The sequence below is a fragment of the Streptomyces curacoi genome (genome assembly GCF_001513975.1).
GTDB classification, from domain to species: Bacteria; Actinomycetota; Actinomycetes; order Streptomycetales; family Streptomycetaceae; genus Streptomyces; species Streptomyces curacoi.
The window spans coordinates 233,488-253,294 of sequence record NZ_KQ947985.1 but is presented as its reverse complement, the minus strand read 5'-3'; the positions used below and the strand labels follow the sequence as shown (position 1 = coordinate 253,294).

At 70.0% G+C, this 19,807-nt stretch carries 19 protein-coding genes and 1 tRNA gene; 6 read left to right on the top strand and 14 right to left on the bottom strand.

What is annotated here, in order from left to right:
* Positions 1–25 precede the first annotated feature (25 nt).
* From AQI70_RS06630 to AQI70_RS06610, 5 genes are all read right to left on the bottom strand, one after another.
* Positions 26–472, bottom strand: coding sequence for a hypothetical protein (locus AQI70_RS06630; RefSeq protein WP_079051178.1), 447 nt, complete (start codon positions 470–472; stop codon positions 26–28).
* Positions 473–617: 145 nt separating this feature from the next.
* On the bottom strand, positions 618–1,166 hold the full coding sequence (locus AQI70_RS06625) for an RNA 2'-phosphotransferase (protein WP_062145452.1): 549 nt from the start codon (positions 1,164–1,166) through the stop codon (positions 618–620).
* Between the two features lie 122 nt (positions 1,167–1,288).
* Positions 1,289–2,236 carry a MerR family transcriptional regulator gene (locus AQI70_RS06620; protein WP_062146486.1) on the bottom strand — a complete coding sequence of 316 codons (948 nt, stop codon included), beginning with the start codon at positions 2,234–2,236 and terminating at the stop codon, positions 1,289–1,291.
* 121 nt (positions 2,237–2,357) lie between these two features.
* The gene (locus AQI70_RS06615) at positions 2,358–4,115 is read right to left on the bottom strand and encodes an SDR family oxidoreductase (RefSeq protein WP_062146484.1); all 1,758 of its coding nucleotides are present in this window, start codon (positions 4,113–4,115) and stop codon (positions 2,358–2,360) included.
* Between the two features lie 8 nt (positions 4,116–4,123).
* Positions 4,124–4,966: a M24 family metallopeptidase gene (locus AQI70_RS06610; RefSeq protein ID WP_062145450.1), complete on the bottom strand. Its 843-nt coding sequence runs from the start codon at positions 4,964–4,966 to the stop codon at positions 4,124–4,126.
* Between the two features lie 255 nt (positions 4,967–5,221).
* Here AQI70_RS06610 and AQI70_RS06605 point away from each other — a divergent pair, with 255 nt between their 5' ends.
* From AQI70_RS06605 to AQI70_RS39015, 6 genes are all read left to right on the top strand, one after another.
* A complete protein-coding gene (locus tag AQI70_RS06605) occupies positions 5,222–6,199 on the top strand; it encodes an ABC transporter ATP-binding protein (RefSeq protein WP_062145448.1) in 978 nt (325 codons plus the stop codon).
* Positions 6,189–7,124: a hypothetical protein gene (locus AQI70_RS06600; RefSeq protein WP_062145446.1), complete on the top strand. Its 936-nt coding sequence runs from the start codon at positions 6,189–6,191 to the stop codon at positions 7,122–7,124. Before AQI70_RS06605 ends, AQI70_RS06600 begins: the two co-directional genes overlap by 11 nt.
* Positions 7,121–8,032, top strand: a complete 912-nt coding sequence (locus AQI70_RS06595) for an ABC transporter ATP-binding protein (RefSeq protein WP_062145444.1) — start codon at positions 7,121–7,123, stop codon at positions 8,030–8,032. Before AQI70_RS06600 ends, AQI70_RS06595 begins: the two co-directional genes overlap by 4 nt.
* Before the next feature lie 10 nt (positions 8,033–8,042).
* Positions 8,043–8,762 (top strand): ABC transporter permease subunit, encoded by a 720-nt coding sequence (locus AQI70_RS06590; RefSeq protein WP_062145443.1) that lies wholly within the window; start codon positions 8,043–8,045, stop codon positions 8,760–8,762.
* A gap of 106 nt (positions 8,763–8,868) precedes the next feature.
* Complete coding sequence (locus tag AQI70_RS06585; protein WP_062145440.1) at positions 8,869–9,111, top strand: SGM_3592 family protein; 243 nt, start codon at positions 8,869–8,871, stop codon at positions 9,109–9,111.
* A gap of 276 nt (positions 9,112–9,387) precedes the next feature.
* A tRNA-OTHER gene (locus AQI70_RS39015) sits at positions 9,388–9,492 on the top strand.
* Positions 9,493–9,657: 165 nt separating this feature from the next.
* Here the strand turns inward: AQI70_RS39015 and AQI70_RS06580 are convergent.
* The 9 genes from AQI70_RS06580 to AQI70_RS06540 form a co-directional block, all read right to left on the bottom strand.
* A complete protein-coding gene (locus tag AQI70_RS06580) occupies positions 9,658–10,461 on the bottom strand; it encodes an HAD family hydrolase (protein ID WP_062145438.1) in 804 nt (267 codons plus the stop codon).
* On the bottom strand, positions 10,458–11,735 hold the full coding sequence (serS, locus tag AQI70_RS06575; RefSeq protein WP_062145436.1) for a serine--tRNA ligase: 1,278 nt from the start codon (positions 11,733–11,735) through the stop codon (positions 10,458–10,460). The genes AQI70_RS06580 and serS overlap by 4 nt, the downstream gene beginning before the upstream one ends.
* Before the next feature lie 557 nt (positions 11,736–12,292).
* Positions 12,293–13,225 carry a prephenate dehydratase gene (pheA, locus tag AQI70_RS06570; protein ID WP_062145435.1) on the bottom strand — a complete coding sequence of 311 codons (933 nt, stop codon included), beginning with the start codon at positions 13,223–13,225 and terminating at the stop codon, positions 12,293–12,295.
* An 80-nt stretch (positions 13,226–13,305) separates the two neighbouring features.
* Positions 13,306–14,676: an iron uptake transporter deferrochelatase/peroxidase subunit gene (gene efeB / locus AQI70_RS06565; RefSeq protein WP_062145433.1), complete on the bottom strand. Its 1,371-nt coding sequence runs from the start codon at positions 14,674–14,676 to the stop codon at positions 13,306–13,308.
* Between the two features lie 8 nt (positions 14,677–14,684).
* Positions 14,685–16,637 (bottom strand): copper resistance CopC/CopD family protein, encoded by a 1,953-nt coding sequence (locus AQI70_RS06560; RefSeq protein WP_062145431.1) that lies wholly within the window; start codon positions 16,635–16,637, stop codon positions 14,685–14,687.
* Positions 16,638–16,650: 13 nt separating this feature from the next.
* Complete coding sequence (locus tag AQI70_RS06555) at positions 16,651–17,163, bottom strand: copper chaperone PCu(A)C (RefSeq protein ID WP_062145429.1); 513 nt, start codon at positions 17,161–17,163, stop codon at positions 16,651–16,653.
* Positions 17,160–17,813, bottom strand: a complete 654-nt coding sequence (locus AQI70_RS06550; RefSeq protein WP_062145427.1) for an SCO family protein — start codon at positions 17,811–17,813, stop codon at positions 17,160–17,162. Before AQI70_RS06550 ends, AQI70_RS06555 begins: the two co-directional genes overlap by 4 nt.
* A gap of 75 nt (positions 17,814–17,888) precedes the next feature.
* Positions 17,889–18,626 carry a YcnI family copper-binding membrane protein gene (locus tag AQI70_RS06545; RefSeq protein ID WP_062146482.1) on the bottom strand — a complete coding sequence of 246 codons (738 nt, stop codon included), beginning with the start codon at positions 18,624–18,626 and terminating at the stop codon, positions 17,889–17,891.
* Positions 18,627–18,848: 222 nt separating this feature from the next.
* Positions 18,849–19,673 carry a hypothetical protein gene (locus AQI70_RS06540; RefSeq protein ID WP_062145425.1) on the bottom strand — a complete coding sequence of 275 codons (825 nt, stop codon included), beginning with the start codon at positions 19,671–19,673 and terminating at the stop codon, positions 18,849–18,851.
* Positions 19,674–19,807: the final 134 nt, after the last annotated feature.

Here is a 19,807-nt window from a genome sequence, read left to right as displayed (position 1 = left end):
GCCGGACGGGTTTCACGTGAAACAGTCACCGCACGCGGCTGCTCAGCCACGGACTGAGGTGGATCAAGGGCATGTACTCACGGTGCGTCCGGTCGCCCGGGAGCGGCACGATCAGGAAGTAGCCCGGCGGGAAGCGGCGTGCCTTGACATAGGCGAGGCCGTCGAAGAGGGAGCGGACAAAGGCGGGCACGTCGTTCCGTCGGACGTCGGGGCACTCGACGCCCTCCACGGTGATCAGCGCGTCGTCCTCCGGGTAGAGCCGCACACTCACGCGTGGCAGGCCGCCCAGCTCGACGTAGGCCTCATGGGGCAGCGAGCCGTCCGGGTCCGTGGTGACGCCGATGCCCGCGGCGGTGCGGCGGGAGGTCTGGTCGGCGCCGATGTCATGGCTCACCTCCATCTCGCGTGCGTACTCGGCGGCGATGGCGCGTAGCGCAGTGACAGCGGCTTCGGCGGTGGGCAATTGGTCCATACCACTGATCATGTCGGATGGACGGTCGGCACGGATGGACGGTCGGCGCGGATGGACGGTCGGCGCGGATGGGCGGTCGGCGCGAATGTGCGGTCAGTGCGGAATGGACGGTCAGTGCGAATGGGTCGTCAGCGCGAACGGGCGGTCAGCGCGACTCGGGGAAGCGCAGATACTCGGGCGGCACCGCCTTCGTCAGCCACACCCCGTTCGCGCTCACGTGGAAGACATGGCCGTCGCGATGCATGGCACCGGAGTCCACGGAGAGCACCACCGGGCGGCCGCGCCGGGCGCCGACCCGGGTCGCGGTCTCGCGGTCGGGCGAGAGGTGCACGTCGTGCCTGCTCATGGGCTTGAGGCCGTCCCTGCGGATCGCGTCCAGGTTGCGGGCCACAGTGCCGTGGTAGAGATACGGCGGCGGTGTCGCAGGGGGAAGCCCGAGATCGACGTCGATGCTGTGGCCCTGGCTGGCGCGGATCCGGGTGCCTTCGATCGCGAAGCGCTGCTTGTCGTTGGCGGCGACCACCTGGTCCAGCTCTTCTCGGGTGAACCGGAAGCCATGCACGGCCGCGGCGGCGATCAGAGTGTCGAGCTCGACCCAGCCGCCTTCGTCGAGCGTGAGCCCGATCCGCTCGGGCTGGTGGCGCAGGTGCTTCGAGAGGTACTTCGACACCTTCACGGTGCGTCTTTCGTCCATGACACCAGCCTGCCGGGAGCGACAGGAATCACGCGAACGATTTCGCAACCGATGTTTGATCCACAAGCAAGTGCGGTTATCCACAGGGGAATTGGCGAATCTGTGGACAACGAGCCATCGGCTCAAAGGGTTTCGTCAACATCATTTGACGGTCTGTGACTTGAGGCGAGCTGGTCCAAGGTCCTTGCCCGTACCTCCCGTTCAGCCGACAGTGCGATGAACGTCGCAGCCTGCTCCGGGCCAACCAGGCTCTCCACGGCTTGCATTGTCTCGGCGGGGATGGACACGTTCCGCGTCCGATTCCGAGGCTCCGGCGACTCGTCGGCGCCCAGGTGCTGACGCAGATGCCGGACGGCCAACAGGCGCATGGCGCGGGCGAGTTCCGCGTCGACGGTCTGCTGGGCGAGTGGGCGCAGCCGTCGTACGAGAGAGGCCGCCTCGGCCGCGTCGGCGTCCGTCCGATGGAGCGGTCCGCCGAGATAGCGAGCGAATACATGCTCGGTGGTGAACTCCAGGAAACGGGCAGCGATGTGCTCGACCTGGCCCCTCAACTCCCGTAGGTGGTCGGAGATCGCGGAGAGAGGGACTCCGGCGGCGTGCAACTCGACTGCCACGGCGAGCTCTTGTGGGCTCGGTACGACGAAGGAGTCCTCGTCGCCGGGGACTTGCTCCAATACGCCGAGCTCCACGGCCTCGGCCACCGCCGCGTCGTCCGGGGTGCCGCCGAACCGTTCGTCCAGCTCGGCACGCGAGATGCGTACCGCCTCCTCGTCGGTCCACGGCCCGTCCACCTCGGCGACCAGCCCGAGCACCCCACCCAGGCCGCGACCGGCGTCCCAGGCCTCCAGGAGCTCCTTGACGGAGGCCAGGGTGTAGCCGCGGTCGAGGAGGTCGGCGATCTGACGCAGGCGGACGAGGTGGACGTCCGAGTAGACGTTGGCGCGGCCACGGCGCTCGGGGCGGGGGAGCAGGCCTCGGTCCTGGTAGGCGCGGATGGTGCGGACGGTGGCGCCGCTGAGATGGGCGAGGTCCTCGATCCGGTAGGCGGGCGAAGCCGGGTCCTCGGCCACGCGGCTGACCCCACCGCGCTTCTCGGTCGCGCCTTCTCCCCTGCCTCGCGCCCGAGTTCCGCTGCTGCCCTTGTCCCGCTCCACGGTCACGCCCCTCCGTGATCTTCCTGATCTCCGTGGCTCACAGCGGCGGCTCCAGCCGCGCGATCCTGCGCAGCGCCTTCGGCGTGAACCTGGACATCAGATACGCCCCCCGCGCCTCAGGCGTCACCGGAACGACGGCATCGCCCCGCACCACCGCCCGCAGGATGGCGTCGGCGACCTTCTCCGGCGGATAGTTCCGCAGCCCGTACAGCCGCGCGGTCTTCTTCTGCCGCCGCTTCTCCTCCTCGGCGTCGACTCCGGCGAAGCGCGCGGTCGAGGTGATGTTGGTGTTGACGAAGCCGGGGCATATCGCGGTGACACCGATGCCCTGGTCGGCGAGCTCCGCCCGCAGGCACTCGCTCAGCATCAGTACGGCCGCCTTGGAGGTGCTGTAGGCGGGCAGCGCCTTTGAGGGCTGGTACGCCGCCGCCGACGCGGTGTTGACGATATGGCCGCCCTGCCCGCGCTCGGCCATCTGCCTGCCGAAGAGCCGGCAGCCGTGGATGACGCCCCACAGATTGACGTCGAGGACCTTCTTCCAGTCCTCCGGGGTGGTGTCGAAGAAGGAGCCGGACAGGCCGATCCCGGCGTTGTTCACCAGGACGTCCACCACGCCGTACTCGGTGGCGACCTTCTCGGCGAGCTTCTCCATGGCCTGCTCGTCGGAGACGTCGACCGTCTCCGCCCAGGCCTCGGGGGCGCCGATCAGCCGGGACATCTGCGCGGTGCGGGCCGCGGCCTCGGCGTCCCGGTCGACGGCCACCACGCGCGCGCCGGCCTCGGCGAACGCGTACGCCGTCGCCCGCCCGATACCGCTGCCGGCGCCGGTGACCAGGATGAGCTGCCCGCCGAAGCGGTCGGCGTACTTCCCGCTCGCCGTCACCCCGTCCGGCCGTCCGCCTTCCACGGACGTCACGAACTCCGTGATCCAGTCCACCAGTTGGTCGGGGCGGGTGCGCGGGATCCAGTGCTTCGCCGGGAGCGTGCGGCGGGTCAACTGCGGGACCCATGACTCCAGTTCGTCGTAGAGCCGCTCCGACAGAAACGCGTCACCGAGAGGCGTGATGAGCTGCACGGGCGCGTGCGCGTACGCGTCCGTGCGCGGATGGCGCAGCCGGGCCCGTACGTTGTCGCGGTACAGCCACGCGCCGTGCGCGGCGTCCGTCGGCAGCGACGAGGTCGGGTAGGTGCCGCCGGGCACCTGCTCGAAGCGCTCCAGCATCCTCGGCCAGCGTTTGCCGAGAGGGCCGCGCCAGGCCAGTTCCGGCAGCACGGGCGTGTGCAGCGCGTACACGTACCAGGATTTGGCGCCCTGGCCGAGCAGCTGACCGACCCGGCGTGGGGTGGGGCGCTTGAGACGCTTGTTGATCCAGTGACCGAGGTGGTCCAGGGACGGGCCGGACATCGAGGTGAAGGAGGCGATCCGGCCCTCGGTGCGCTTGACCGTGGCGAACTCCCAGGACTGCACCGAGCCCCAGTCGTGCCCCACCACATGCACCGGCCGGTCCGGGCTGACCGCGTCCGCGACCGCCAGGAAGTCGTCCGTCAGCTTCTCCAGCGTGAACCCGCCGCGCAGCGGCTTCGGCGCGGTCGACCGGCCGTGGCCCCGGACGTCGTACAGCACGACATGGAAGCGGTCCGCCAGCCGCGGCGCGACCTCGGACCACACCTCCTTGCTGTCCGGATAGCCGTGCACCAGGACCACCGTCGGCTGGCCGGGATCGCCCAGCTCGGCGACGCACAGCTCGACCCCACCGGTCCGCACCCGGCGCTCGCGCGCGCCCTGAAGAGTCACCGGCACCGTCACTTCTCCTCCGCCCAGCGCCGCACATGCGGCAGATCGTCGTCCAGCCAGAAGGCGCTCTCCTCGGGATCCGTGGAGTCGGTGACGACCAGGATCTCCTCGAACTTGGCCCCCGTACCCCGGAAGCCCAGGTGCGGTTCGACCGCCCACAGGCCCGGCCGCGGCGGGTGGTCGGAGAATCGGTACGGCGACCACAGCGGGGACCAGCCCTCGCGGTGACCGTGCAGCGCGTCGCTCGCCAGGCCCTTCAGGGACTGTGTGCCGAACCCGAACACATGCGGTGACCAGCGGCGCTGCCTGACCCGGTCGACCTTGTGCGCGATCACGCCGAAGGGATAGGCGCGGTGCCGGTTGGCATAGCCCTGGCGGACCATGAGCCGGTCCACGTCCTCGTAGATCTCCCGCAGCGGCCGCCGCTCGCGCACCTCGCGCAGGATCAGCTCCCGGTGCGCCTCCAGGTCGGCCAGCAGCCTGTCCTGTACGGGGTTGATGCCGAGGGAGCCCGAGTAGCCGATGTCGGCCGTGTAGCCGTCGTACACCGGGGCCATGTCCAGGATGAACGGCATCCCCGGCTCCAGCCGGCGGCCCGTGGGGAAGAACTGCAGCGGCACGCGGAAGTTCACGAACGCCGTGCGGTCCCCGAACCAGGCGAAGGGAAGATGAAACCAGTCCCGGACACCGCGCTCGCACAGCCATGCGCGCTGCATGCGCGCCGCCTCGCGCTCGGTGATGCCCGGCTCCAGCCTCGCCGCCACGGCCTCCGCGCACTCGTACGCCAGCCGCTGGACCGCCCTGAACCCCTGCAACTCTGCGGAGAGCTCGCGTGTCACCGCTGAAGTCATGCCACCGCCCCACCTGTCCACGTCGACTGCGGTACGTGCCCGTAACTTGACACTGGCGAATGTGACAGTTGTTAGAGGCTGCGTCAATAGCGCTGCCGCGGGGCTGTGGAAAAGCCGGCCGATGTGGAAAACCAGGGCCGCGTTGTTCGACCTCAGGGTGACCCCTAGGGTCCCGTACATCTGGAGTCTGACCTCAATACAGCTCTGCGGGGTGACGACCGGCGTGGTCCGCGTCACTACCTTCGAAGCGTGACTGTGATCGCGACCGAAAGCCTGAGCAAGCGGTTCCCCAGGGTGACCGCGCTTGACCGGCTCTCCGTGGACGTCGGGCCCGGTGTGACCGGACTCGTCGGAGCCAATGGAGCCGGCAAGTCCACACTGATCAAGATCCTGCTGGGTCTGTCCCCCGCCACCGAGGGCCGTGCCGAAGTGCTCGGACTCGATGTCGCCACCAAGGGCGCCGCCATCCGTGAGCGGGTCGGGTACATGCCGGAGCACGACTGCCTGCCGCCCGACGTCTCGGCCACCGAGTTCGTCGTGCACATGGCCCGCATGTCCGGCCTGCCGCCCACCGCCGCGCGCGAGCGCACCGCGGACACCCTGCGCCACGTCGGTCTGTACGAGGAGCGCTACCGACCCATCGGCGGCTACTCGACCGGCATGAAGCAGCGCGTGAAGCTGGCGCAGGCCCTGGTGCACGACCCGCAGCTGGTCTTGCTGGACGAGCCGACCAACGGCCTCGACCCGGTCGGCCGCGACGAGATGCTCGGCCTGATCCGCCGCATCCACACCGACTTCGGCATCTCGGTCCTGGTCACCTCCCACCTCCTGGGCGAACTGGAACGCACCTGCGACCACGTCGTCGTCATCGACGGCGGCAAGCTCCTGCGCTCCAGCTCCACCACCGACTTCACCCAGACCACGACCACGCTCGCGATCGAGGTCACCGACACCGACGAGCACCCGGACGGCACCCGCGCGGTGCGCGAGGCGCTCCACGCGCGCGGGGTGGACGTCCTCGACGGCAGCGGCGGCCTCCCCGGCGCCGGCCACATCCTGCTGCTCACGGCGCAGGGCGAGGAGACCTACGACCTGGTGCGGGACGTGGTCGCCGACCTCGGACTCGGCCTGGTGCGCATGGAACAGCGCAGGCACCACATCGCAGAGGTCTTCACCAACAGCGAGCAGAGCACCGACGCACAGCGGAAGGAGACGGTCGGCCATGGCAGTTGAGCAGCCCATGCGGACACCCGTCACGTCGTCGGGTGACCAGACCCGCATCCACAACATCGGCTACCGCACCTACGACGGCCCCCGCCTCGGCCGCTCCTACGCCACCCGCTCCCTCTACTCGCAGTCCCTGCGCGGCGCCTACGGCCTCGGCCGCTCGGTGAAGTCCAAGGTGCTGCCGATGCTGCTGTTCGTGGTGATGTGCGTGCCCGCGGCCATCATGGTGGCCGTCGCGGTCGCCACCAAGGCCAAGGACCTGCCCGTCGACTACACGCGCTACGCGATCATCATGCAGGCCGTGATCAGCCTGTACGTCGCCTCGCAGGCACCCCAGTCCGTCTCGCGCGACCTGCGCTTCAAGACCGTACCGCTGTACTTCTCGCGGCCCATCGAGACCGCCGACTACGTACGGGCGAAGTTCGCCGCGCTGGCCTCCGCGCTGTTCATCCTCACCGCGGCCCCGCTGCTGGTGCTCTATGTGGGCGCGCTGCTGGCCAAGCTCGACTTCGCCGACCAGACCAAGGGATTCGCACAGGGACTCGTCTCGGTGGCTCTGCTCTCGCTGCTCTTCGCCGGTATCGGCCTGGTCATCGCGTCCGTCACCCCGCGCCGTGGCTTCGGCATCGCGGCCGTGATCGCCGTCATGACCATCTCCTACGGCGCGGTCTCCACGCTCCAGGCCATCGCCGACGCCCAGTCCCTCGGTGACGGCGGGGGCAGCAGCGCCGCCATCGCCTGGATCGGCCTGTTCTCGCCGATCACGCTGATCGACGGCCTGCAGTCGGCGTTCCTCGGCGCGAGCTCGGCCTTCCCCGGCGGCGTCGGCCCCGGCAACGGCGAAGGCCTGGTCTACCTCCTCGCCGTCCTCGGCCTGATCGCCGCCAGCTACGGCCTCCTGATGCGCCGCTACAAGAAGGTGGGACTGTGACCACGCTCCAGATCGACCACGTCTCCCGCTGGTTCGGCAACGTGGTCGCCGTCAACGACATCACCATGACGATCGGCCCCGGCGTCACCGGCCTCCTCGGCCCCAACGGCGCCGGAAAGTCCACCCTCATCAACATGATGGGCGGCTTCCTCGCCCCCTCCACCGGCACCGTCACCCTCGACGGACAGCCGGTCTGGCGCAACGAGGCGATCTACCAGCACATCGGCATCGTCCCCGAGCACGAGGCGATGTACGACTTCCTCACCGGCCGCGAATTCGTCGTCGCCAACGCCGAGTTGCACGGCCTGGGCGCCAAGGCGGCCCAGAAGGCGCTGGCCACGGTGGAGATGGAGTACGCGCAGGACCGCAAGATCTCGACGTACTCGAAGGGCATGCGGCAGCGCGTGAAGATGGCGAGCGCCCTGGTCCACGACCCGTCTGTGCTCCTGCTCGACGAGCCCTTCAACGGCATGGACCCGCGCCAGCGCATGCAGCTCATGGATCTGCTGCGACGCATGGGCGACGAGGGCCGTACCGTGCTGTTCTCCTCGCACATCCTGGAGGAGGTCGAGCAACTCGCCTGGCACATCGAGGTCGTGGTCGCCGGACGGCATGCGGCCAGCGGCGACTTCCGCAAGATCCGCCGTCTGATGACCGACCGCCCGCACCGCTACCTGGTGCGCTCCAGCGACGACCGCGCCCTCGCGGCCGCGCTGATCGCCGACCCGTCGACGTCCGGCATCGAGGTCGACCTCGCCGAGGGCGCGCTGCACATCCAGGCCGTCGACTTCGGCCGCTTCACGGCCCTGCTGCCGAAGGTGGCGCGTGACCACGGCATCCGTCTGCTCACGGTCTCGCCGTCCGACGAGTCCCTCGAGTCCGTCTTCTCGTATCTGGTCGCGGCGTAGGAGGCCGAAGATGTACGACCCCACAGTCGCCCGACTCACCTACCGAGCCCTGCTCGGCCGTCGCCGGGCCCTCATCCTCGGCGCCCTGCCCCTGCTGCTGATCGTGATCGCCGTGGCCGTACGCGGCCTCGCCGGCGCGGACGACCAGACGGCCTCCGACCTGCTGGGCGGCCTCGCCCTCGCCACGATGGTGCCGATCATCGGCGTCATCGCGGGAACCGGCGCGATCGGACCGGAGATCGACGACGGCTCGGTGGTGTACCTGCTGTCCAAGCCGGTGAAACGGCCGACGATCATCTTCACCAAACTGATCGTGGCGATCGCCGTGACGATGGTCTTCTCGGCGCTGCCGACCTTCATCGCCGGCTTCATCCTCAACGGCAACGGCCAGCAGATCGCCGTCGCCTACACGGTGGCCGCACTGGTCGCCTCCATCGCCTACGCGGCGATCTTCCTGCTGCTTGGCACGGTGTCGCGGCACGCGGTGGTCTTCGGGCTCGTCTACGCGCTCGTCTGGGAGGCCCTGTTCGGCTCCCTCGTGGAAGGCGCGCGCACCCTCAGCGTCCAGCAGTGGTCGCTGGCCGTGGCGCAGAAGGTCGCCGGCGGGGACATGGTCACGTCGGACGTCGCACTGCCCACGGCGACGGTGCTGCTGACGGTGGTCACCGTCCTCGCCACCTGGTACGCGGGTCAGAAGCTGCGGTCGCTGACGCTGGCCGGAGAGGAGTGAGGGAGCGGGCCTTCGCACGGGCCCGCTCTTGACGGGGGCTTCACCTCTGCCCGGGCACACTGGGCAAAGGGAGGATGCACGGGGCGGAAGGCTGGGAGGAACGGGGATGGCAGACGAGTCGTCGCACCACCACGGTCACGCGCGGTCCGGCGAGGACGCCTGGGACGACGTCGTCCTGGACGAGGACTTCATACGGTCGGCCGAGACCTCCGAACCGTCCGCCCGCGCCCGGATGCTGGCCGCGCGCTGGCGCCGGGAGAAGCCGGAGCCGCAGCCGTGGCGCTCGGACGAACCGCCTGCGGGGTGGTTCTTCAGCAAGGGGCGTCGGCGCAGGTGGCGCCGCCGGTAGCCGCAGACTTTGGCCTTGGTTTTAATCGGTGGCGCCCAACTCGCCGTACCGGCACAGTGGTTGTGTCCACACCGCCGGACGGTGAGTTCGGCGCCACATTCTGGGAGAGGAGCTCGACGATGTCCATGCACGGCAGTACGTCGAGCTCCCGACAGGGCAGCCGGCGGCGGACTCCGGAGTAATCGCTACCCCTCCGTCGAGTCCGTACCGCACGGGGTGCTGCCCGGGGCGGCCGCTTCGAGCACGCGATGTCGCTCTCGCGTGGGCCGCCCACCCGGAGGATTGGCCGAGTGGTAAGGCACCGGTCTGCACTGTGTTTGATCACATGCAGCCGTGGTCGGGTCTGAAAGGCTCGCGCACGTTCGATCCGTGCATCCTCCGCGAGACGTTGCCACTTTGGCATGGCCGTACTGCAGGGCTTGGGGTGCCTTCGGAAGGCGCCGGCGCTGCAAGCAGAGGTTGGCTGCGAACGCGACTGTGCCCACCTGAAAGGGACGCGGGGAACTGCGCGACCAGCCACGCACGGTCCGCGGCTGCAAGGCTGCCTCAGCCCAGCAGACGCTCCAGCACGACCGCGATTCCGTCCTCCTCGTTGGAGGACGTCACCTCGTCCGCCACCGTCTTGAGCTCCTCGTGGGCGTTGGCCATGGCCACGCCCCGGGCTGCCCAGGCGAACATCGGGATGTCGTTGGGCATGTCGCCGAAGGCGATGGTGTCCGCGGCCTTCAGGCCGAGTCTGCGGGCGGCCAGGGACAAGCCCGTCGCCTTCGACAGGCCCAGCGGCAGCAGCTCCACGATGCCCTCGCCCGCCATCGCTACCGTGACGAAACCGCCCGCGGCCTGCCGTGCGGCCTCCGCCAACTCGTCGTCCGACAGCTCCGGATGCTGTATGTAGATCTTGTTCAGCGGGGCGGTCCACAGATCCGAGGCGTCCGTGAACGGGGTCGACGGGAGCGTGCCCGTCACCGCGTAGCCGGGGCCCACCAGGACGTCGCCGTCCAGGCCGTCGCGGCTCGCCGCCAGGAACAGCGGCCCGACCTCCGCCTCGATCTTGGCCAGCGCCACGCCCGCCAGCTGGCGGTCCAGGGTCACCGACGTCAGCAGGCGGTGCTCGCCGGCGTCGTACACCTGCGCGCCCTGGCCGCACACCGCGAGACCCCGGTAGCCGAGGTCGTCGAGGATGTGCCGCGTCCAGGGGACCGCGCGGCCCGTCACGACGATGTGCGCGGCGCCCGCCGCGGTGGCCGCGGTGAGGGCGTCACGGGTGCGCTGCGAGACCGACTCGTCGGAGCGCAGGAGCGTTCCGTCGAGGTCGGTCGCGATCAGTCTGTACGGAAAATCGGCGCTCACTTCGCGACCGGCTCCAGGACCTCCCGGCCGCCCAGGTACGGGCGCAGCACCTCGGGGACCCGGACGGAGCCGTCGGCCTGCTGGTGGTTCTCCAGGATCGCCACGATCGTGCGCGGTACGGCGCACAGCGTGCCGTTGAGCGTTGCCAGCGGCTTGACCTGCTTGCCGTCACGGACGCGGATCGACAGACGGCGGGACTGGAACTCGGTGCAGTCCGAGGTCGAGGTCAGCTCGCGGTACTTGCCCTGCGTCGGGATCCAGGCCTCGCAGTCGAACTTGCGGGCGGCCGAGGAGCCGAGGTCGGCCGAGGCGACGTCGATGACGCGGAACGGCAGCTCCAGCGAGGTCAGCCACTGCTTCTCCCACTCCAGCAGACGCTGGTGCTCGGCCTGCGAGTCCTCGGGAGCGACGTAGGAGAACATCTCGACCTTGTCGAACTGGTGCACACGGAAGATGCCCCGCGTGTCCTTGCCGTGCGAGCCGGCCTCGCGGCGGAAGCAGGGGGAGAAGCCCGCGTAGCGCAGGGGGAGCTTCTCGGCGTCGATGATCTCGTCCATGTGGTACGCCGCGAGCGGGACCTCGGAGGTGCCGACCAGGTAGAGGTCGTCCTTGTCGAGGTGGTAGACGTCCTGGGCGGCCTGGCCGAGGAAGCCGGTGCCCGCCATGGACTGGGGGCGGACCAGCGCCGGGGTCAGCATCGGAGTGAAGCCGGCCGCCGTGGCCTGGGCCATCGCGGCGTTGACCAGGGCCAGCTCCAGCAGGGCGCCGACACCGGTGAGGAAGTAGAAGCGCGAGCCGGAGACCTTCGCGCCGCGCTCGACGTCGATCGCGCCGAGGAGCGTGCCGAGCTCCAGGTGGTCCTTCGGCTGGAAGCCCTCGGCCGCGAAGTCGCGGATCTCGCCGTGCGTCTCCAGCGTGACGAAGTCCTCCTCGCCGCCGACCGGGACGTCGGGGTGCACGAGGTTGCCGAGCTGGAGGAGCAGCTCCTGGGTCTCGGCGTCGGCCGCGTCGCGCTCGGCGTCGGCCGCCTTGACGTCGGCGGCCAGCTGGCTCGCCTTCTTCAGCAGCTCGGCCTTCTCGTCACCGGAGGCCTTGGGGATGAGCTTGCCGAGCTGCTTCTGCTCGGCACGGAGCTCGTCGAAGCGGACGCCGGACGACCTGCGCCGCTCGTCGGCAGACAGGAGGGCGTCGACGAGCGCGACGTCCTCTCCACGGGCGCGCTGCGAGGCGCGCACTCGGTCGGGGTCCTCACGGAGCAGGCGAAGGTCAATCACGCGCTCAAGGCTACCGGGGCGGGGTGACAGCCCACGACTCACTATTCCGAACTGAGGCTTACGTGCCGTTATGGGGGAATTGCGAAACGTGTCAATAAAAGGCGTCTCACTACCTGGGACGGGTAAGGTGCGAGGCGGCCGGTTGACTCGATTCCCTTGTGGAGAACGGGACTTGGGCCTCGGTTGTCCACAGTGATCCCCAGCCCGCCAAGAGTTATCCACAGGCTGTGTGGATGGACTGTGGACTTCGGAATTGATCACTCCGCAACCTGTCGAGCAACTGGAGGATTCCCAGGACAAACGCTCTTCAGCCCTACTTTCGAGTGGAAAGCGGTCGCCCCAAAGGATTACTCAAAGGAAAAGAGTGGACGAAGGGTGACTTGCGTGATGGTGGACACCGAAGGGGTCTGGAGACGGATTTGTCGACAGGGTCACGCTTGCTTGTCGACTTGTCCCCAGGTCGAGAAGGGGACCTGTGGATAACCCCTGTGGATAACGACAATCAGCTGATAGGACTGGCGGAAAGCCACCGCCTGCGGGCCGGCGAACACCGCCGCTCAGAACCGCCCGTCCTGGCACCGCGCCACCCAGTCCGCCGCCGACACGAACTCCTCGTCCGACGTCCCCGGACGCGGCGGCTGCACACCCCCCGGCTTCATGTCCGCGCGCGGATACGACCCCAGGAACCGCACCTCCAGACAGATCCGCTTCAGCCCCGTCAGCGCCTCGGCCACGCGGCGGTCGGAGATATGTCCCTCGGCGTCGACGCAGAAGCAGTAGTTGCCGATGCCCGCGCCGGTCGGCCGGGACTGCAGCAGCATCAGGTTGATGCCGCGCGTGGCGAACTCGCCGAGGAGGTCGCGCAGCCCGCCGGGGTGGTCGTCGCGCTGCCACAGCACGACGGAGGTCTTGTCCGCGCCGGTCGGGGCCGCGGGCCGGGCGGGCCGGCCCACCAGAACGAACCGGGTCTGGGCGTTCTCGGCGTCGTGGATGCCGGTCTCCAGGGCCTCCAGGCCGTACCGGGCGGCCGCGAACTCACCGGCGAAGGCGGCGTCGTACTGGCCCTCCTGGACCAGGCGCGCGGCGTCCGCGTTCGAGGCGGCCGACTCCCAGTGGGCGTCGGGGAGGTTCTTCCGCAGCCAGTTGCGCACCTGCGGCTGGGCGGCCGGGTGCGCCGAGACCGTCTTGATGTCCGAGAGCCGGGTGCCGGGCCTGACCAGCAGCGCGAAGGTGATCGACAGCAGCACCTCGCGGTAGATCATCAGCGGCGCGCCCGCGACGAGCTCGTCGAGCGTGGTCGTGATGCCGCCCTCGACGGAGTTCTCGATCGGCACGAACGCGGCCTCGGCCTCGCCGACGCGTACCGCGTCGAGCGCGGACTGCACGGACACGTAGGGGATCAGCTCCCGGGTCGCGGCCTCGGGAAGCGTGCGCAGGGCGACTTCGGTGAAGGTGCCCTCGGGGCCGAGATAGGCATAGCTCGCTGGCATGACCTCACCCTAATGGGCCTTGCGAAAGGCGGGGCGCACATGTCACCCGGCCGCCGCAAGGGATGAGCCCGCCGTCGCGGTCATCCCTCCAGCAGTCGCTGCCCCACGTACTCGCCCTCCGCCGCCCCACCCGGCACCGCGAACAGCCCGCTCGCCTCGTGCCGGATGAACTTCGACAGCGCGTCACCGCGATCGAGCTTGCGCTGGACGGTGACGAAGCCGCGCAGCGGGTCGGCCTGCCAGCAGATGAAGAGCAGCCCCGCGTCGGGCACGCCGTCCGCGTCGATGCCGTCGTGGTACGAGAACGGGCGTCGCAGCATCGCCGCCCCGCCGTTCTGGTCGGGCCGGGTGATGCGCGCATGGGCGTTGAGGGGAACGACCAGATTCCCGGCCTTGTCCGTCTTCTCCAGGTCCATCTCGGTCGTCTCGGTGCCCCCGGACAGCGGCGCCCCGTCGGACTTGCGGCGTCCGATGACGTCCTCCTGCTCCTTGACCGAGAGCTGCTCCCAGTCGTCGAGAAGCATGCGGATGCGGCGTACGACGGCGTAGGAGCCGTTCGCCATCCAGGCCGGGTCCTTGGAGCCGGACTCCGGCACGAAGACGCGCTCGGCGAAGTCGGCGTCCGTCGGCTTCGGATTGCGGGTGCCGTCCATCTGGCCCATCAGGTTGCGAGCCGTCATCGGGTGCGCGGTGGCCCCAGGCGAGCGGTTGAAGCCGTTCATCTGCCACCGCACCTTGGCGGCCTGACCCGCGTCCTTCTGGATCGCGCGCAGGGCGTGGAAGGCGACCAGCGCGTCATGGGCGCCGATCTGCACCCACAGGTCGCCATTGCTGCGTGCCTTGTCGAGCTGGTCGGAGGAGAAGTCGGGCAGCGGGTCCAGGGCGACAGGGCGCTGCTTCTCCAGGCCGGTCCGGGCGAAGAAGCTGTGCCCGAAGCCGAAGGTGATCGTCAGCGACGACGGCCCGGCGTCCCGGGCGACATCCGTGTCGTCCTGCTGTGCCGGCTCGCCCGCCATCAGCCGCCGTGCCGTCTCCGACCAGCGGCGCAGCAGTGCCGCCGCCTCCTTGCGGCCCGCGCCCGCCGCCAGGTCGAAGGCGATGAGGTGGCCGCGTGCCTGGAGGCCCTGGAGGATGCCGGGCTGATGTTTCCCGTGAAACATCACCTGATCGGCGCCCAGCGAGGAGAGCGGCGTCGCCTCGGCCGGCCGGGCGGCGTATCCGACGGCCCCGCCGGCCGCACCGAGCACCAGCCCGGTGGCACCGGCGGTCCCGAGCAGCCGCCGCCGCGAGATGCCCTCCTTGTGGGAGGAGCTTTCGCGAACGCCGCCATTAAGTGCCGTCTCACCATGGAGCGGCGTCTCGCCATGGGGTGCCGTCTCGCCGTTGAGCGGCGTCTCGCCATCACGTGGCGTCGCGGGCGTACGGGCCTCCGGAATGGACTGGTCAGCCATGGTGGGGTTCAGCCGATCTGCGCGTTCTTGGAAACAGTGGTCTGGTCGATGTCGGAGGTCCGCACGGTCACGGCGATCTTCCACTCGCCCGCCATCGGGATCTGGACCCCGCTCGCCGACCAGTGTCCGGTGGCGATGTGGTCGGGGACTACGGGCAGCGGCCCGATGTCCTGGGACTCCAGGGTGAAGGCGATCTTCACCTCGGGGATGTCGAAGGCGCGGCCGTTGGGCCGCTGCACGTAGACATGCATCTCGTTGCCGCCCACGCGCGCGGGATCGAGGTCGAGCCGTACGACGCCCTTGCCGTCCTCGCCGCCGGTGTCGAAGGACATGTCCAGGGTCAGCGCCCCGGCCGCCGACGCGTCGGCGGAGGCGGACGAGGCCGCCCTGGCCTGCTCCTCCGTACGCCCCGGCTCGGTCGACGTCAGCATGGTGGTGACGGCGAGCAGGACGACGGCGACGCCCGCCTCCGCGAGCACCGAGCGGCGCAGTCCGAACCGGTTGGGGTCGGCGTCCCGCTGCTGCTTCCGCCGTGCCGTGTCGATGGCGGCCTGCTGCCGGGCGAGCTGGGCGGCGCGCTCGGAGTCGCCGCCCTTCTTGCCGGAGACGGGAGTCGAGGCGGCCTTCTCGCCGGAGGCGGAGGTACCGGTCCGGGCGGCGGCGTGCTCCTTCTCGCCGTCACCTGCCTCCGTCTCACCCTCGTCGGCGGCGTCCGCCTTCTTCACCACGGCCGTGTCCACCAGCCGCGCAGTCCACCGCCGTGAGACCCACGCGATCCCGACCAGCAGCACCACGAGCCCGATCTTGACCAGCAGCAGCTGCCCGTACCGCGTGCCGGTGAACGCCGACCACGACCCGAGCTGCCGCCACGACTGGTAGATCCCGGTCGCGACCAGCGCCAGCACGCTGCCGAATGCGACGCGCGAGAACCGCCGTACGGCAGACGCCTCGACCGGTGTGTCCGCGGGCGCCCGGAAGAGGGCGACGAGCAGGGCGGCGAGCCCGCCGAGCCAGCCGGCGACGGCCATCAGATGGACGACGTCGACCGGCATCGCGATCCCGGCCTGGAGCCCGGTCGAGGCGTGCTCGGACATCGCCCAGCTCGCCGCGAGCCCCGCCGCCACGACGGTTCCGCCGATCGCGAGCCCGAAGGTCAGGTCGCGCTTCTCGTCGTCCTCGCGCTTGTCGTAGGCCCCGAACAGCACCGCGATGAACAGCGCCGCGGCGGCGAGCAGCAGCAGCCGGGAGACCAGCGCCGCGCCCGTCTTGGTCTGCAGCACCTGCCCGAGCAGGTCCAGGTCGAAGATGTCGCCGACCTTGCCGGTGCTGGTGTACGAGCCCCGCATGAGCAACAGCGTGAGCGTGGCGGCGGTCAGGGCCAGCCATCCGGAGACGACGAACCGCTGGACCGCCCGCACGCCGGCCCCGCGCTGCCAGCAGGCGAGCACGAAGGCGGCGCCGCCGACCAGGAGGATGAAGCCGGCGTACGACACATACCGCCCGATCCCGTAGAGCGTGCCGACGATCCCCCCGCCCGCCGTCTGGCCGGAGACGGAGACGGTGGTCTGCGAGGGCGCGCCGATGGAGAAGGTGTAGGCGCCGGCGACGGGATGGCTGTCCTCGGACACCACCTGGTAGGTGACGGTGTAGGTGCCGTCGGGCAGGCCGCTGTGGAGTTTCACGGCGTACGTCGTGCCGCTGACGTTGGCGGGGTCGCCGCGGTCGACGCGCTTGCCCTTGGGGTCGAGGACGCGCAGGGAGTCGTCGGACAGGGCGACCTTTTCGGAGAAGGTCAGCGAGACCTGTGCCGGGGCCTTGTCGACCACCACCCCCTGCCGGGGGTCGCTGCCGGTCAGCGCGGCGTGCGCGGAGACCGGCCCGGCACCGGCGAGAAGCAGGCCGGTGGCGGCCAGGAGCAGCAGCACCAGGGTCCGGACGCGGGGGGCGATGGTCTGGGTCAAGGCGGTCTCTCCCTCAGTGTCCGGTCTTCGGGCTGTACGTCGCGGACTTCACCGGCATCTCGACCGTGACCGTGCCGGACTCGGTGAAGTGGAGCTTGACGGTCACCTTCTCGCCCTGCTTCGGCTTCCGCTTCAGCTTCTCGAACATCAGATGGCTGCCGCCGCTCTTGAACACGAGCTGACCGTGCGCGGGGACGTCGAGGTCCTTGACCTCCCGCATCGACGAACCGACGGTCTCGTGGGCGGTGACCTCGCCGATGTCGCTGGTGACGGAGGTCAACTCGTCCTTCGTACCGCCCTTGTTGGTGACCGTCAGGAAGCCGGCCGCCATGGAGTCGGAGACGGGCTGCGGCATGTAGGCGCCGCTGACGGACAGTTCGGCCCGGGAATCACCGGAGCCCGAACCCGTGCCGGAGCCCGAGCCGGAGCCGGAGCCGGAGCCGGAGCCCGAGCCGGAGTCGGTCCCGCAGCCCGCCAGGACTAGTGCTCCGGCCAGCACCGCGGTCACCGGGGCCAACCGCCTCACGGCTTCGCCCCCTTGATCAGCTTGGGGAGGTCCTTGGTGTAGTCGTCGACCTGGGCGTCCTCGGTGTAGAGGACGTACCCCTTGTCGGTCTTCGGGGAGAACGCGACGACCTGGGTGCCATGGGTGGAGACCATCTTGCCGTTCTTGTCCTTGTGCGGCGGCTCGATGGAGATGCCGAGGGTGCGGGCGCCTGCCTGGATGGTGTCGAAGTCACCGGTCAGGCCGACGACCTGCGGGTCGATGCCCTTGAGCCACTTGCCGAGGGCGGACGCGGTGTCGCGCTCCGGGTCGGTGGTGACGAACACGACGCGCAGCTCGTCCTGCTGCGCCTTGGGCAGCTGCTTCTTGGCGACGGCGATGTTGTTCATCGTCAGCGGGCAGACGTCGGGGCAGTTGGTGTAGCCGAAGTAGATCAGCGTCGGCTTGCCCTGGGTCTCCTTGCGGAGGTCGTACTTCTTGCCGTTCGTGTCGGTCAGGACCAGGTCCGGCTTCTCGAACGGCTTGTCGAGGACGATGGCGGCCTTGTCCGAGCCGGCCTCCTCGGAGACCACGGTGACGGGCTGCTTGCCGTCGTCACCGCTGCCACAGGCGGAGAGGGTCAGGGTGGCGGCGGCGAGCAGGGCGGCCGCGGCGAAGGTCTTCTTGCGCATAGAAATTTCCCAGTTGTGAGTGCTCCGGCGCGCACCGGGGGCGTGCCCCGGCGCGCGCCGTGCGCCTAAGAGGCGTCAGGCGTTGGTGCGCCGACGGCCGGCGAGCACGCCGTAGGCCACGCCCAGCGCGCCGACGACGATGCCGACCACGCCCAGGACCCGGGCGGTGGTGTCGCTGCTGTCGGCGGGTTCGGTGGTGGAGGTCTTGGCGGAGGCGGCCTGGGCGTCCTCGGAGTCGTCGGCCTCCTCGGACGACGACGAGCCGTGGTGGCCCTCTTCGGCGGCGGACAGTTCGAGCACCGGCGCCGGGTTCTCCGGCTCCTCCTGGCCGTCCTGCGGCACCTCGATCCAGCGCACGACCTCCTTGTTGGAGTACGTCTGGATCGCCTTGAAAACCAGTTCGTCCGTGTCCTCGGGGAGCTGGCCGATGGCGACCGGGAACTTCTGGAAGAAGCCCGCCTTGATGCCGTCGCCGGTGGCGGTCCAGGTGATCTTGGAGACGGCCTCGGTGATCTTCTCGCCGTGCATCTCGATCGGCTTGTCCAGCTCGGACTTGGTGACCTTGATCTCCCAGCCGTTGACGGGCTCCGGCATCGCGGAGGCCAGCGGGTGGTCGGTCGGGAAGGTCACCTCAAGCTTGGTGGTCGAGGCGTTGTCGCGCTCGTTGGGCACCTTGAAGTCGACGACCGCGTAGCCGCCCTTGGCGGCCGTTCCCTCGGGCTGCACGCTGACGTGGGCGAAGGCGGGGACGGACAAGGCGAGCACGGCCGTGCCGGCGAGGGTGCCGGCGGCGGCGATGCGAGAGACCTTCATGCTGAGCACTCCACTGTGAGTGAGATTCGGGAATTCCGGTGGTGAAGAGGAGTACGCGTGCGCAGGGGTGCCCGATCAGGCCGGATCAGGCCGGATCCGGCCCGATCAGCCTCGATCGGGCGGGCGGGAAACAGGCGCCCATCGATCGGAGGACCCGGGTACGCGCGCGTGCCGCACGACGGCGGCCCTCATCCCACGCAGTGGAGTGGAGGTCGCGTCGCGTCAGGCGGCGAGGACGAGTGCGGCACCGGCCGGCGGGCCGCGCCTGATCACCGTGTGCTGGAGTGCGAGGGTGCGGGGCCCGGGCCGCGCGGGCGGCACGGTGCGCAGGAAACGCGGGCCCGCCTCGGGCGCGCCCGGCAGCCCGGCACGCAGGGCGCGCACCAGCGCGAGCGCCCCGCGCAGGGATCGTACGGACGCCCCCTCGGCGACCGAGTGCGCCGACAGCGCGGACATCTCGACGATCCGCAGCAGGGCCATGTCCCCGCGCCGCAGCAGCCATCCCGCGACGACCGCCGCGAGAACGTGGGCGAGCACCATGGGCAGGGACGGCAGCAGTGACGCGATGGAGTCAGGGGCGGCGGACGCGGCGTCCGCCGACTGGTGGGAGGCGTGTGCTCCCGTGGCCGGGCCCAGTCGCGCCTCGGTGAGGATGCGCTGGGCCTGGGCCGGGCTGATCGCCGCCGCGGTGGTCCCGCACACCAGGCGCGCGGCCTGCTGCACGAGCGTGGCGTCGGCCGTGGCGGCGGAGGACGCCCCGGCGGCCGTCCCGTGCTGCCCCAGCCCGAACAGCGTGTGCAGGACGGTCTGACCGACCGCGAGCAGCGCCCCGATCCCGGCCAGCGAGCGCTCGCGTCCGGCCAGCGGCACCGTGACCACAAGGGCCCCGAGGAAGCCCGCGCCCAGCGTCCACAGCGGGATCGGGGCGCAGGAGCCCAGCACATGGCCGACCGCGGCCAGCACGACGCAGACCGCGGCGAACACCGCGGCCCGCAAGATCCGCAGATCCCTTCCGGAGCGCACCGTGCGCGGGTGGGGGGCAGTCATGGCGGGCTCATCATCCCACTGGCCTTATGACCGCCATACGGCAGGTCCGCAAGATGAGGTACGGGCGTTCAAGTGTGTATGGGGCATAGGGGGCGTACGACCGGAAGGTCGCCCTCTGGTGTGGGTCGCCCCCA

What these genes read in the sequence shown, in the direction of transcription:
- AQI70_RS06585 (WP_062145440.1), top strand. Translation starts at nt 8,869, where the DNA reads ATGGCAGACGAGTCGTCGCACCACCACGGTCACGCGCGGTCCGGCGAG.
- AQI70_RS06590 (WP_062145443.1), top strand. Translation starts at nt 8,043, where the DNA reads ATGTACGACCCCACAGTCGCCCGACTCACCTACCGAGCCCTGCTCGGC.
- AQI70_RS06630 (WP_079051178.1), bottom strand. Translation starts at nt 472, where the DNA reads ATGGACCAATTGCCCACCGCCGAAGCCGCTGTCACTGCGCTACGCGCC.
- AQI70_RS06600 (WP_062145446.1), top strand. Translation starts at nt 6,189, where the DNA reads ATGGCAGTTGAGCAGCCCATGCGGACACCCGTCACGTCGTCGGGTGAC.
- AQI70_RS06610 (WP_062145450.1), bottom strand. Translation starts at nt 4,966, where the DNA reads ATGACTTCAGCGGTGACACGCGAGCTCTCCGCAGAGTTGCAGGGGTTC.
- efeB (WP_062145433.1), bottom strand. Translation starts at nt 14,676, where the DNA reads ATGGCTGACCAGTCCATTCCGGAGGCCCGTACGCCCGCGACGCCACGT.
- pheA (WP_062145435.1), bottom strand. Translation starts at nt 13,225, where the DNA reads ATGCCAGCGAGCTATGCCTATCTCGGCCCCGAGGGCACCTTCACCGAA.
- AQI70_RS06540 (WP_062145425.1), bottom strand. Translation starts at nt 19,673, where the DNA reads ATGACTGCCCCCCACCCGCGCACGGTGCGCTCCGGAAGGGATCTGCGG.
- AQI70_RS06625 (WP_062145452.1), bottom strand. Translation starts at nt 1,166, where the DNA reads ATGGACGAAAGACGCACCGTGAAGGTGTCGAAGTACCTCTCGAAGCAC.
- AQI70_RS06545 (WP_062146482.1), bottom strand. Translation starts at nt 18,626, where the DNA reads ATGAAGGTCTCTCGCATCGCCGCCGCCGGCACCCTCGCCGGCACGGCC.
- AQI70_RS06550 (WP_062145427.1), bottom strand. Translation starts at nt 17,813, where the DNA reads ATGCGCAAGAAGACCTTCGCCGCGGCCGCCCTGCTCGCCGCCGCCACC.